This window comes from Flavobacterium succinicans LMG 10402, from assembly GCF_000611675.1.
Taxonomy (GTDB): domain Bacteria; phylum Bacteroidota; class Bacteroidia; order Flavobacteriales; family Flavobacteriaceae; genus Flavobacterium; species Flavobacterium succinicans.
Genome location: NZ_JATV01000004.1, coordinates 18,382 through 33,198, shown reverse-complemented (window position 1 = coordinate 33,198; position 14,817 = coordinate 18,382). Strand labels below are relative to the sequence as shown.

At 35.4% G+C, this 14,817-nt stretch carries 8 protein-coding genes; 4 read left to right on the top strand and 4 right to left on the bottom strand.

Going from position 1 to position 14,817, the window contains the following annotated elements:
- Window positions 1–79 precede the first annotated feature (79 nt).
- Entirely contained in the window at window positions 80–2,350 is a 2,271-nt protein-coding gene (locus AO58_RS0104070) for a helix-turn-helix domain-containing protein (protein ID WP_024980477.1), read from the top strand.
- Window positions 2,351–2,505: 155 nt separating this feature from the next.
- Here the strand turns inward: AO58_RS0104070 and AO58_RS0104065 are convergent, their stop codons facing one another.
- A complete protein-coding gene (locus AO58_RS0104065; protein WP_024980476.1) occupies window positions 2,506–3,489 on the bottom strand; it encodes an HU domain-containing protein in 984 nt (327 codons plus the stop codon).
- A gap of 234 nt (window positions 3,490–3,723) precedes the next feature.
- Here AO58_RS0104065 and dprA point away from each other — a divergent pair, with 234 nt between their 5' ends.
- Together dprA and AO58_RS0104055 are read left to right on the top strand one after the other, a co-directional pair.
- On the top strand, window positions 3,724–4,824 hold the full coding sequence (gene dprA, locus AO58_RS0104060) for a DNA-processing protein DprA (RefSeq protein ID WP_024980475.1): 1,101 nt from the start codon (window positions 3,724–3,726) through the stop codon (window positions 4,822–4,824).
- A 382-nt stretch (window positions 4,825–5,206) separates the two neighbouring features.
- Window positions 5,207–6,064, top strand: a complete 858-nt coding sequence (locus AO58_RS0104055; protein ID WP_024980474.1) for an MBL fold metallo-hydrolase — start codon at window positions 5,207–5,209, stop codon at window positions 6,062–6,064.
- A gap of 75 nt (window positions 6,065–6,139) precedes the next feature.
- Here the strand turns inward: AO58_RS0104055 and AO58_RS0104050 are convergent, their stop codons facing one another.
- From AO58_RS0104050 to AO58_RS0104040, 3 genes are all read right to left on the bottom strand, one after another.
- Window positions 6,140–6,832: a SusE domain-containing protein gene (locus AO58_RS0104050; RefSeq protein WP_081764641.1), complete on the bottom strand. Its 693-nt coding sequence runs from the start codon at window positions 6,830–6,832 to the stop codon at window positions 6,140–6,142.
- Between the two features lie 3 nt (window positions 6,833–6,835).
- A complete protein-coding gene (locus AO58_RS0104045) occupies window positions 6,836–11,341 on the bottom strand; it encodes a T9SS type A sorting domain-containing protein (RefSeq protein WP_024980472.1) in 4,506 nt (1,501 codons plus the stop codon).
- Window positions 11,342–11,589: 248 nt separating this feature from the next.
- Entirely contained in the window at window positions 11,590–12,900 is a 1,311-nt protein-coding gene (locus tag AO58_RS0104040; RefSeq protein WP_024980471.1) for an NCS2 family permease, read from the bottom strand.
- Window positions 12,901–13,149: 249 nt separating this feature from the next.
- Here AO58_RS0104040 and AO58_RS0104035 point away from each other — a divergent pair, with 249 nt between their 5' ends.
- Window positions 13,150–14,757 (top strand): S8 family peptidase, encoded by a 1,608-nt coding sequence (locus AO58_RS0104035; protein ID WP_024980470.1) that lies wholly within the window; start codon window positions 13,150–13,152, stop codon window positions 14,755–14,757.
- Window positions 14,758–14,817 lie beyond the last annotated feature (60 nt).

Genomic DNA, 14,817 nt, shown 5'->3' with positions numbered 1-14,817 from the left:
GTAAATTTTACGCTGATTATCTTTTTTATTGCTATTAGCCTATTAATTCATCTTTTTTTTTCATTTTTAGTTATACGCCATGCAAAATTTATCTCCCGAAGCTCTTTATACGTTACAATTTATCAATCAAACCAATCGGTCTGTTTTTCTAACAGGAAAAGCTGGAACGGGTAAGACTACACTCTTGCGCCAAATTATTGCTACAACTCATAAAAATACCGTTGTGGTTGCACCCACAGGTATTGCGGCGTTAAATGCAAACGGAGTCACCATTCACTCCATGTTTCAATTGCCTTTTGGGGCTTTTATTCCAGATTATTCTGATCCACAATTTTCTGATTCCTTAAAATTTGAAACCAAAGCCACTTTACAACGTCATTTTAAAATGGGCGGTCTTAAGAAAGCCGTAATTCGTAATATGGAGTTATTGATTATTGATGAAGTGAGTATGCTGCGAGCGGATGTTCTTGATGCTATGGATTTTATGATGCAGACCGTTCGCAAAAATCATAATCCCTTTGGCGGTGTACAAATATTATTTATAGGAGATTTACTACAATTACCCCCCGTTATTCGCGATCAAGAATGGAGTGTTTTGCGTGCGCACTATACGGGTAAATTCTTTTTTCATGCGCAGGTTTTAGTTCAGCATCCGCCTTTGTACATTGAACTTACTCATATTTACAGACAAACCGATGAGCGTTTTATATCCGTTTTGAATCATTTGAGGAACAATGAAATTACGACTGAAGATGTAGCGATTTTAAACCAATTTGTACAACCTAATTTTGATCTTAAAGCGAACAAAGGATATATTTGTTTGACCACGCACAATGCAAAAGCAGATTCGATCAATACTGATTCGCTTGCTGAATTACCTCAAAAGTTGTATCGTTATTATCCAGATATTACGGGTGATTTTCCCGAAAAGATGTATCCGTTAGAATCGCAATTGGAATTGAAAGTCGGAGCACAAGTGATGTTTATTAAAAATGATGTATCGTTCGAAAAACAGTATTTTAACGGTAAAATGGGGGTAGTAGCTGCCCTGGGTACTAAAGAAATTCGTGTATATTTTGCGGAAGAAAATCTAACCATAGAAGTCGAAAAGTACGAATGGCAAAATATTCGCTACAAAGTAGATCCTTTGACGAAAGAAATCGAAGAGGAGGTTTTGGGGACTTTTGTACAATATCCGATCAAGTTGGCTTGGGCAATTACGGTTCACAAGAGTCAAGGTTTAACCTTTGACAAAGCTGCGATCGATGTATCGCAAGTTTTTCTTCCCGGACAAGCATATGTTGCTCTTTCGCGTTTGCGTTCGTTAGAGGGGCTTATTTTGCTTTCTCCGCTTAGGATGAATGGTATTTCTAATGATCAAGAAGTGATGGAGTATGCTCAAAATAAAGCGACCGAGCCCTATTTACAAGCCGCACTTCATTTTGAAACCAAAAATTTTATATTACAATTTCTATGTACCACATTCGATTGGAAGGAGTTAGCCCAAGAATGGCGCAACCATCGTTTTAGTTATCAAGATGCAGGTACTTCATCAACGAAAGCGAAACATGCCGTCTGGGCCATTGAAAAAGCTGAAATTATGGAACAACTTGTAGATCCTGCGACTAAATTTATGGTTCAATTACAAAAAATATTCGCCACCGAAACGGTTGATCTCCATCATGTGCAGCTCCGACTGAATGCCGCTTTTGATTATTTTTGGAAGCCTATGGACGCCTTAGTTGAGGCCTTACTTTGGAAATTGGAAGAAACGCAGCATAGTAAGAAATCAAAAGGTTTTTTTGACGAAATATCGCAATTAGAAAGTCTACAAACCAAAGCTGTATTGAAGCTCATGAAAGCTCAACTTTTGTTAGCTACAGTAGTGGCTGGCGAGCCTATTTCCAAAGAAAAGTTGACTTCTCCTGAAATTAAAACCTATGTAGCTCAGAAAATTGAAACAATCAAAGCGGCTTATAGGGATAAACATGGCGATTTACTACAAGAATCACCTGAAAAGGAGCGATATGCTACCAAAGATAAAAAAGGTAAAGCCAAAAAGAAAACTACCGTTGAGGAAACTTACGAACTGTGGTTACAAAAGAAATCCATTACCGAAATTGCTTTGATGCGAATGGTAACCAAGGAAACCGTAATGTTGCATTTAACCAAATTGTTGAGCCAGAAAAAAATTAGTATTGAAGAAGTGCTCCCAGAGGAGAAGCGAATAGCATTAGCCGATGCTTTTTTTGGATACCAAGAAGAAACTTTGGGTCCTTTAAAAGAAAAGCATGGTGATACTTTTAGCTGGGAAGAATTACGCATGTACAAAGCCACTTTAAATCAATAAAGCCAAAGTTACTTATAGATCTTTGCGAGAATAATCTCGGATGAGATTTTCCTAAACCAAAGTGATTTAGTACTATGCCAGATTTATTTTGGAGTTGATTTAGCGAAGGATGCTAATAAAAAAAACCTATTCGTTTCGGAATAGGTTTTGGTTTTTTATAGTGTTTGAATCAAAATCCAAGCATCGGGATTGTGATCTTCAATAATCTCTTTTTGTGCTTTTCTGGCTTCTGCAAAATTTGAATAGCTACCGTAAACTACAGGATAAAGCCCATTTTTGTTGATTGGAATTCTTTTGGCTTCGTAGCCTAATTTTTTAAGGCCTTGCAATTCTTTATTGGCATTTGTTTCACTGCGATAGGCTCCTGCCATAATGTGATAACGCAAAGGAGCCGCTATTTTTTTAGCTGTGGTATTTACTGACAAAGTTACCGTAGGAATTGGGCTTTCAATTAAAAAAGTAGCTTCTTGAATTTTGTTTTGCACCTTTTTTTGTACAGATGTTTCTACCAATAAAGTTTGGTTTTCAATTTCTTTTTGATAAATACTGTAGCCTACACTTGAGGTGATACCTAAGCCTAAAACAAAAATAGCTGCATAACGTAAAAATGGGTAGCGAGTTCCTTTGGTTTCCTCTTCAGCTACGTCTTCTACCTTAAGCGTTCTAAGTGTTGGCTCTTCGATCATCTTTTTGGCTTCCACCGCTTTTTCAAATAGCTCTCTTTTCACCATCGGAGATACAAACGGACTCAACCCGAAAGACGTGGTCAAGTATTGGTTCGTTTCTTCGGCAGTGAATACCAAATTTGCGTCACCATTTAAGCGAAAAGTTCCAATGTTTTTAAACGATAATACACCATGTGTTTCCAATCTTTTTTGCCAGCTAAATACTTCAAACTGAATCAAACTCACCGCATAATCATACGATGTTTTTTCAGCCTGAGCCACATGATGTGCCAATAAGCCATCATTGTTTTTTAGATTCGCATTGAACGAAATCATTTTTTTAGGAGGAAAAAAAGAATTAGTACTTTCTTGCAATTGTGCGGATTGGGTTTCAGTTAAAAAAGCACCAAATCCCGGTACAGCTACACATTGGTAACGGTACAAAAGCTGAGCGATGTATTGTTCGATTTTCATATTCGCAAAGTTAACGAACGAAAATAGTTATCAAAGTTTTATTCACAATTTTTATTAACAAATTCATTTTTATTTTATACTTTTCACTTTCAAATAGTTATTCATTTTACAGGAACTTAAAAAGTCTTTAAAATGGCCATAAATCAATCCTTTTTGGGTTGTTTTTTTATTTTTTAAGGTCGTTTACTGTCCTTTCAATTTCATTTTTATACGCCAAAATACCAAAAGAATCGCATGACCGAAACTGCCTTATTTTCTCTCTTAGCCCTTCAAAGTGTAGAAGGAGTAGGTGACATTGTTGCCAAAAAATTAATCCATCATTTTGGTGATGCCGAATCAGTACTCCAAGCCAAATCCCAGCAATTGGCGGCCATTGATGGAGTGGGAGCCATGTTGCTCAAAAATCTAAAAGAGCCAAATATTTATGACAAAGCGCAAGCCGAGCTTAATTTTATTCAAAAAAACGATATTAATGTTTCTTATTTTCAAGATCAAACCTATCCCGAACGATTAAAGCATTGTTTCGATAGTCCGCTGTTGCTCTTCTCCGCAGGTTCGATCGATTTGAACAACCGTAAAATCATCAGCATTGTTGGAACCCGACAAATTACTTCCGCTGGAACCGAGTTTTGTAAAAAATTCATCGAAGATTTGGCTCCCTTAAACCCAATTATCGTTAGTGGTTTTGCTTACGGAGTAGACATTGTCGCGCATCAATTGGCTATGGAACACGGATTACAAACCATTGGCGTTTTGGCGCACGGCTTGAATCAAATTTATCCCAAAACCCACAAAAAATACATGGCCAAAATGGAGCAAAACGGCGGTTTTTTGACCGAGTTTTGGAGCAGCTCCAATCCCGACAAAGAAAACTTTGTACGCCGCAACCGTATTGTTGCCGGAATGAGTGAGGCAACAATTGTCATCGAATCGGCCGAAAAAGGAGGTTCTTTAATCACCGCCAATATGGCCAACGATTACAACAGAGACGTCTTTGCAGTTCCCGGTCGCGTTTCAGACAAATACAGTCAGGGATGCAACATGTTGATCAAAACCCAAAAAGCACAATTACTCACCAGCGCAGCCGATTTGGTGTATCATCTCAATTGGGATCTACAAACCCCAACCAAATCTATCCAAAAACAATTGTTCGTTTCTTTAGCTCCCGAAGAGCAAAAAATTTATGATTACTTACTACAATCGGGCAAAGAAATGCTCGATACCATTGCTCTAGCCTGCGATTTACCCATTTTCAGGTTATCCGGAATCTTACTCAATATGGAACTCAAAGGCGTCATTCGTCCCTTGCCAGGAAAATTGTTTGAGGCGATTTAGACGAGGATTTTTTTTATTTGGGCGTGCCCCTACGTAAAAACTTCGGGTCGGGCTGTACGTTCCCGCTTTTTTAGTAAAGGCAAGAAAAATGCCTTCACTAAAAAGAGCTCCACTGCCATCCCTCACGCGTAATGTCCTTAAATTAAGAGATTTTAGATTAAAAATTAACAATTTTAGATTTTTTGCTAATAAATAAAAAAGACTAGTTTTTTCAATGTTTTACCCATCAGCAATCAAAAATTGTTAATCAAAAATCAACAATCAAATTATTGATTATTCCTTATCTTAACGACATTACGCTCACTCGAATCCCGATCTTAACTTATAATTTTCATTTTTCTTCACAATAAATCATACTTTTGAAATAAAATAAAAATCAAAAATGAAGTTATACGCTATAGAAACCGGAAATTTTAAACTCGACGGTGGCGCCATGTTTGGCGTAGTGCCCAAAACCATTTGGAACAAAACCAACCCCGCCGATGCTAATAATTTGATAGACATTGCCGCACGTTGTTTGTTAATCGAAGATGGCAATCGCTTAATTTTGATCGACACAGGAATGGGCAACAAACAATCCGAAAAGTTTTTTGGGTATTATTCGCTTTGGGGCAGTCATTCATTAGACGCTTCCTTGGCAAAGCACGGATTCCATCGCGATGATATTACCGATGTTTTTATGACCCATTTGCATTTTGATCATTGCGGAGGAAGTATTCAGTGGAATAAAGAGAGAACAGGTTATGAACCTGCTTTTAAAAACGCTAAATTTTGGACCAACGAAAACCATTGGCAATGGGCCACACAGCCCAATGCACGTGAAAAAGCATCGTTTCTGTCCGAAAATATTTTGCCCATGCAAGAAAGTGGTCAGCTTCATTTTATCCAACGACCCGAAGGTGATTTTGGTGCATCAACCGAAATGGGTTTTGACATTTTCTACGCCGACGGCCACACTGAAAAGCAAATGCTACCACTTATTTCGTACAAAGGAAAAACCATCGTTTTTTGCGCCGATTTATTAGCAACAGCTGGCCATATTCCGCTGCCGTATGTGATGGGCTACGACACGCGCCCGTTGCTCACTATGCCTGAGAAAAACAAAGTACTCACCGCCGCCGCAGATCACAACCACTTCTTGTTCTTAGAACACGATGCCCATAACGAAATCATTACGGTACAACACACCGAAAAAGGCGTTCGTTTAAAAGAGATTTTTAAATGTGAAGAGGTTTTATAAAAGACTTTTAATATGCATAAAAAAGCCCCATTTTCATATAATTGAAAACGGGGCTTTTTTTTATAAAACTAGTGATTAGTTGGTTTTAAACTTCCAAACTTGTCCAGTAGTTTCTCCACCTTTGTTGTCTTTAACAACTATTTTCCAAAAATATTCCTTAGTAGGTTCCAAAGTAACATCAAATGATTTTGAAGTATTATTTTCCTTGATTTTTGTAGTAGGATTGGCTGTGGTTCCAAAATAGATGTCATAAGTTAAAACATCAGTGGCATCAACATCAGTAGCGTTCCATTTTAGTATAGTACTTGAAGTATTCAACACCACATTTTGGGTAGGAGCCACCAATTCAGGCACAAACGGAAGATGGTTAACTACAGCATCTCCTGAAGTATAAAACTTGTAGGTGGATGAATACGCACTAGAAAGACCTTTACTATCTGTGGATTTAAGTCTCCAATAATAAGCGGTATTTTTTTCTAAGCTGATGCTTTTACTTAAGCCCTGAACATCCTCGGTTTTCACTATTTGAGTAAACTGATTGTCTTTGGCAACTTGTAATTGATAAGTGATTACATCGTTATTTGCATCAGTTGCAGCACTCCATTCAAATACAACAGTGGCGTTCAAACAAAGTTTGTTATCAGAAGGTGCTACCAAAGCGGGTACTGTGGGTGCTGTGTTTTTAACTTCAGGTTTGTCGTCACCGCCACCGCTACTACAAGCAGCGACCATTAGGCTAACGATTGATAAATATACTAAACGTTTCATTTTTTATTTTTTAATAATTTTTACATAAACAGGACGGTCAAACTCGACTTTAGTCATATAAATCCCTGCAGGTTGATTATCCAGTGACAATTGAACTTTTCCATTTTCAACTGCATATATTTTATTAGAGATCAATTGACCCTCTAACGAGTAAATACTGATGCTAACCTCTTTGTTGATCGCAGGTATTTCTATTTCAAAAGCCCCAGAAGTTGGGTTTGGGAAAGCGGAAACTGTACCAGTTAATGCTGCAATGTCTTTCGCATAAATTCCTTCACAAGCTTTGGCAGTTTTAACCTCCAATAGACCGCCTGTTTTCGCGTCTACAGTAAAAGAAGTAGCATTGGTCTCAAATTGTTCTACTCCGTTCAAGAAAACCTTATATGGAGCCGTTCCTGTAGCAATTTCAACCGCTACTTTTTCTGCTGATAGACTTGATTTTCCTGTAATAGTTGCTCCTTTAGGAATAACTATAGTGAAAATTTGCTCGAACGTTTCACCAGGAATAGTGATTATAACGGTGTATGTTCCAGGGGCTAGATTGGATACTTTTAAACTGTTATTTGTAAAAGGATAAATAGTTGTATTTATTTTTGCTTCAAAAGTGTAATTTGAAGAAGAAGTAATGTTTATTTCTCCATTATTAGAGTTAAAGCAGCTTTCTCCTTTAGTCTCAAGTACGAAATTGTTTGAAGGTAATTCAATAGCGGCTCCACAGGCTAGGCTATAAAATGCTGTTACGTCTTTTAGTAATTTCCAATTAGAATTTGAATATTCAACATCATCTACCTGAATACAAGTTAAATTTGTGTTTTTGGTAAAGTCTGTATATTGTGAGTTAAATTTCAGATTATTACCATTTTTAATATTTAAGTTTGTTAAATTGTTGTCGTTACAATTTAGAATTTCAAGTTTTTTGTTTCTTGAAACATTTAAATACGTTAATTGATTTGAGTAACAAAACAATGTAAATAATGATAAATTGTTTGTGAGATCCAATTTAGTTAATTGATTTGAGTAACAATACAATGAGCCTAATAATAAATTTTTTGATACATCTAATGTTGTTAATTGATTTCCTCCACATGTAAAAGAGTAAAGATTTACATTTTTTGAGACATCTATATTTGTCAAAAGATTACCATCACAACCAAATTGACTTAAGGATAAATTTTTAGTAACAGACAAATCTTTTAGTTTATTTTTTGCACAAAAAAAGTACTGTAATGACAAATTATTTGAAACATCCAAAGTCGTTAATTCATTAAAATCACAATTCAAATAATAGATTCTGGGGTTTTTAGTCAAGTTTAAATTGTTTAACTTATTCTCTCTGGAATACAAATAATTGAGTTGAGGATTAAATGAAAAATCTAAAGAAATTAACTTATTATTAGCGCAATTAAATTCAATTAAAGAGGCATTTTTTGTAAGATCTATTTGAGTTAGTCTATTATAACCAACGTTAATTTTATTCAATAAGACATTTTTAGAAAGATCTAATTCACTAAGACGATTCCCTTCTAAATTTAGATTTTTGAGTAGTACATTTTTAGAAAGATCGATTTTTGAAACATAATTATAATTCACTTCTAATTTTTCTAAGGCTACAAAATCTTGTATACCAGTTAAATCTTGAATTGCGTCAGTTACAAAGTTTGATGGTCTAGTTATGCTCAACTCTTTTAATTTATTTATACTAGAGGTTAATACACCACCATTAAAACCGTCTTTATCAATGCCTTTTTTAATCAATTCATTTTCAAAGTTAGCATCTGGTATCAGTGTAAAAGTATTTTCTACACATGAAGTAGAATAGGATGCGGTAGTTTCTTTTGCATCAGACCAATTTGACTTTGAAAAAGCGATATCGTCTACTTGTATACAAGTTAAACTAGGATTATTTTTAAAATTTCCAGACGACATATTTTGCATTTTTGCATTGTTTCCGTTCTTTAAATTTAGGCTAAATAAGTTATTTGAAGCACATATTAAATTTTCTAATAAGTTGTTTTTTGAAAGATCTAAATTTAATAATTGATTAGCGCTTACATTTAAACTAGTCAAAGAAGTGTTTTTTTCTAGTTCTATTCGCTTTAGATTATTGGAAGAGCAATTCAATTCCTTCAAAGCTATAAATCCTTGAATTCCGGATAAATCAGAAATTTTAGATGAAGATACTTCTAAAGTTGTTATGGAAGCAATACTTGAAGCTAAAACTCTTGCGTTCTTACCATCTTTATCTATTCCTAATGAAATTAATTTATCTTCAAAGTTTGAATCAGGAATTGATACAAAAGAGTTGCAAAGAGTGTTGTATTTAGAAGCGGTATCTTTTAGTGACGACCAATTTGTATTTGAATAATTTTCGTCATCTACTTGAATGCATATTAGTGAAGAATTATTGATAAATGATGAAGAGTTTTTGTCAATCAAACTGTTTTTTCCGTTCTTTAAATCTAAACTGATCAGCTTATTATTGGAGCAATTTATTGAATTTAAGAAAGTGTTTTGTGATAAATCTAAGTACAGTAATTCATTGTTTTTACAATTCAACGTTTCTAATTTAGCGAAATCTTGAATACCCATTAAATTTACGATGACACTATTTGAAACATCCAACGTTTTTACTTGTGCTATACTTGAAGTTAGTACTTTTCCATTTTCTCCATCTAGATCAATACCTAATGCAATAAGTTTTTTTTCAAAATTTGAATCTGGAATAGTTGTAAAAGCTCTACAATCCTCTGAAAAATTTGTCCAACTTTCTTTGAATGAATTCCATTTTTCATCAGAATAAATTTTGTTATCTACAGAAACACAGGTTAAATTTATATTTCCATTTAATTTTAAAGTTGTAATTTTTGTGTTATTACCATTTTTTAGATTAAGATTATTTAAATTTCTATTATAATCGAGAGTAATATCTTTTAATAAAGTATTTTTTGAAAAATCCAAACTCTCTATTTTATTGTTATTTAAATTAACTGAAGCTAAGAGTACGTTTTTAGAAATATCCAAATATGATATATTGTTTCTTTCTGCATAAAGTGTTCTTAAATTAATGTTTTTTGAAACATCAAGTGTTGAAACAGAGTTATCATTTAGATATAATGTGGTTAACTCACTATTTTTTGATAAATCAAGTGTAGTTAAATTATTTCTTTGGATATTGAGATCTTTTAGCAATGTGTTTTCAGAAACATCTAACGTTTTTAGTTCATTAGATAATACCCAAACAGAAACTAATTTAGTATTTTGAGTTAAGTTTAAAGAAATTAATTTGTTTCTATTACCAGATAGGTTTGTTAATTCTTTATTATTACTTAGGTTTAATTCCTTTATATTATTGTTGTCAAAATCTAAGTTTTTTAAAGCTATATTTTTAGAAACATCTAAAATAGTTAATGCATTGGTCTCACAAAATAAATATTCTAACGCTATATTTTTAGACAAATCGATATTGGTTAAACTATTAAATTCACAATCTAATTTTACTAAAGCTGTATTGCTTAAAAGATCTAAACTAGTTAGTTTGTTACTCCTGCAGCTCAGATCTGTGATTGCAAAATTTTTGGTTAGATCTAAACTTGTTAGTTGATTAACTTCACAACTTAATTTTTTTAAGGCTACGTTTTTTGTAATATCCAAATTTGTTAGTTGATTATAAGAACAATATAAATTTATTAGTGCTAAATTATTTGAAAGATTTAGATTAGTTAATTTGTTACTACTACAAATAAGCTCTGTTAGGGCCACGTTTTTAGTTACATCTAAATTAGTTAACTGATTATTAGAACAATTTAATGATTTTAACCCCACAAAATCCTGAATACCTGTTAAGTCAGATATATTACTTAGGGGCATATATAAGTTTGTCACTTTATTTATTTTATCCGTTAAAACCTTACCATCAGGAATACCAGAGTCGTGTCCTAGTGCAATTAATTTTTTCTCAAAATTTACATCAGGAATTATTGTATATTGTTGTACGGGTTCAGCCACATCAACTACAGAAACATTGTCAACCAAAATTTCTGAGTTCAGGGTACCGGTTGTCCAAATATCCACTTCGATAGATTCGCTTACGGTTGGGGTGTAGTCAAATTCTAATTTACGCCATTCGGTGCTGGAAGTTACCGCAGTTGTTTTTTTAGCAATTTCTTCTTTAAAAGTACCTGGTTGGTGATACAAACTTAGCTCAATGGTCGAGAAAGTTCCCGTAACCAGTTTGTGATACATCCTAATGCGATACGTTTTACCGGCTACAACTGGAAAAAATTCACTGTTAATGAAATTAAGAGTACCACTCGTAATTTGCATTTTAGTACTCGAACTTCCATTTTGAGCTGAAGTGCTTTGGAATACTAATCCGCTAAAAGATCTGAACCATTTGTCTGGTTGTGAGGAAGATGTCCAGTTTTCGAAATCACCATTGGGGACCAAATTGGTTTGGGCCTGCAAGGTAATCGTCAAAAACAAAAACAGCAAAAGTAATTTTGTTTTCATAAAATAGGGGTTTTGTAATAAATTACTACAATTTTATGAAAATCATTTTACATTAAGATAAATTTTAGAAGAAAAGTATATTATTTTTTGTTATCTAACTCATGTTGCTTTTTAATGGTGATGTTTATCTCGAATACCCAACTTTATCCTAAAGTTATTAAGTTTAGAGATTTTAGATTAACGATTGTTTTGCCTTTTTAACCAAAAATCAGCAATCATTTTATCCTTTTACTTAAGAACATTGCGCTTTACCCCATTTGTTCTATGCAAAGACTTAGGATTGAAAATACCCCAACCCCCCACATAAATGGGGACACTTCTTTGGTTTTACGACTCAGTAGCGCCAATAGAATATAACTCGAAAATCCGTAGGCAATGCCGTTACTAATACTGTACGTGAGCGGCATAAGAATAACCGTTAAAAATGCTGGCACAGCGATATGCAATTCCGAAAAATTGATTTTCGATAAATGCTTGGACATGAAAATACCCACTAAAATCAAGGCCGGTGCCGTGGCATAAACGGGGACTAGCGTAATGATGGGCGAAAAAAATAAGGCAAGACCAAAAAACAAGGCTACCACCACCGCGCTTAAACCTGTCTTGGCACCGTTGGCAATACCCGCAGCCGATTCAAGGAAAGTTACGGTATTGCTCGTTCCTAAAATTCCGCTGGCCATGGCGGCAATTCCGTCGGCTTCGAGCACTTTTTTGAGATGCGGCATTTTTCCTTTTTTGGTTACCAAATTGGCTTCGTAAGAGCAAGCAATGGCCGTGCCAATGGAATCAAACAAGCTCACAAATAGAAATGAAAAAATGGCCGAGGCAAAACTCAAGTGTAAAACGGCTACTATATTCAATTGGCCAAAAAGCGGCAGGATAGAAGGTGGCATGGCCACGATAGTGCTTGGCAGTGCGCCAATAGCAGGATCAAAAGCAAAGCCTAAGATCGATCCGAAAATAATGCCAATCAAAATAGATCCTTTGATGCGGTACATTTCAAGGACTACGGTCAAAAGTAAAGTCGCCAAGCCAATAACCACTGCTGGTGAAAATTTACCCAAGCCCACCAAAGTTTGTGGATGCGCCACTACCAAACCAATTTGTTTTAACCCGATAAAAGCTATAAATAATCCTACACCACAACCGATAGCAAGCTGTAAATCTTTAGGAATCGCGTCTACAATTTTGTGTCGAACCCCAAAAAGGGAAATAATAGTAAAAAATACACCCGACAGAAAAACGACACCCAAAGCATCTTGCCAAGACATGCCTTTTCCGAGTACTAAAGTAAAAGCGAACATGGCGTTCAAGCCCATCCCAGGCGCCATGGCAAAAGGAACATTGGCCCACAAACCCACTAAAAGGGTGCCAAAAATAGCTGCAATACAAGTGACCGAAATCAAGGCTTCTTTTGGCATTCCTGTCATGGCCAGGATATTAGGATTGACAAAAACAATATAGGCCATGGCCAGAAAAGTGACCATTCCCCCAATACATTCTTGCTTGAATGTAGTATTTCGTTCTTTTAACTTGAAAAATGCGGCTATTTTATTCATATTTTATCATAATAGTTCAAAATCACTCTTTTGGCAAAAATACAGTTTTCAATAATCTTGTTGGCAAATTTTTGGTCAATGTTAACTATTGTAAGTGATTGATTTTGTGAAAGTGCTGTGTTGCTTTGGTTAGTAAGATGGTTTTTTTGAGCTACTTTTATTTAAGAATCACAAAAAACAGTTAATTAAAGCGCATTTTATTAAATCCTTCTACTAATTTTGAAAATCTAATACATATCCAAACTATTCATGAAAAAAACACAATACACCCAATGGGCTTTAGCAGTGGCTTTGGCTTTTTGTTTATCGGGTACAGCACAAACTCAGCAGACTTTTTCTGGTAAAAAAGGAACGTTAACCGAGCAACAATTGCAGCGCTGGTCGCACTTAGACTTGTCCACCGACAGTATTCCTGGAATGAGTGTCGACAAAATGTATGCCGAGTTAATCAAAGACAAAAAAGGATCAAAAGTGGTGGTCGCCATTATTGATTCGGGAGTCGATATCGAACACGAGGATCTGAAATCAGTGCTTTGGACCAATAAAAAAGAAATTGCTGGCAACGGTATTGACGACGATAAAAATGGTTTTGTCGACGATGTACATGGTTGGAATTTCTTGGGTAACGATTTACATGAAACCCTCGAAATGACCCGTATCGTGAAAAAAGGCGACGATGGCTCTTTGGTTTACAAAAAAGCCAAAACCGCGTATGATAAAAAATATGCCGAGGCCATGCAAGGCAAACAACAAGTCGATTTTATCATGAATGTTGACCAAGTGGTGCAAAAGCATTTGCAAAAAAAAGCATATACGCTTGACGAAGTGAAAGCCATAACAACGGTTGATCCAGAATTATTGAATGCGAAAACGGTAATGACACAAATTTTGACCAATGCCGCTGGTGCCGATTTTGCAGGACAATTGGAGGAGTACCGCAAGTACGTTTACGACCAGTTGAATTACAATTTAAATCTCGAATTAGACGGTCGAAAAGTAGTAGGCGATAATCCGAATGATATCAAAAACACCAAATACGGAAACAATACTGTTGCAGGACCCGAAAAAGAAGAGGCCTTACACGGAACTCACGTTGCGGGGATTGTTGCACAGTCACGAAACAACGGTTTAGGTGGAGATGGCGTGGCCAACAATGTTGAAATTATGACCCTTCGTGCCGTTCCTGATGGCGATGAATACGACAAAGACATTGCTTTGGCTATTCGATATGCGGCAGACAATGGTGCGAAAGTCATCAACGGAAGTTTTGGAAAAAGTTTTTCTCCTCAAAAACAATGGGTGTACGATGCTATTAAATATGCCGAGAAAAAAGACGTTCTTTTTGTACATGCAGCGGGCAATGATGGATTGAACATCGATTTACCCGAAAACAGCAATTTCCCTAATGATTCCGATGATTATAAAACAGAATTTGCTGCAAACGTAATCACCGTGGGCGCTATCAATTATAACTACGGCCCCGAAGTCATCACTAGTTTTTCTAACTATGGGGCTTTCAACGTGGATGTTTTTGCTCCAGGCGATGAAATTTATGCTACCATTCCGAATAACAAATACAAATATTTGCAAGGCACCTCTATGGCGTCGCCAAATGTAGCGGGAGTTGCAGCGATGATTCGTTCTTATTTCCCAAAATTATCCACCAAGCAAGTAAAACAAATCCTGATGAATTCTGGAACACCATTGCCAGAAAATGTCGTAGTTGGCGAAAAAAAGGAACAGAAAAAAGCAACCGAAGTAGCGCGTTCTGCTAAAATGGTCAATGCTTATAATGCGTTCCAAATGGCGCAACAAATGACCACAGGATCAAAAAATAAAAAGAAAATTCAAGGATAATTCCTTTTTGCTTAATGCTATACTAAACAGCATTTTTTAAAATCAAATGGTTTGGGCGTT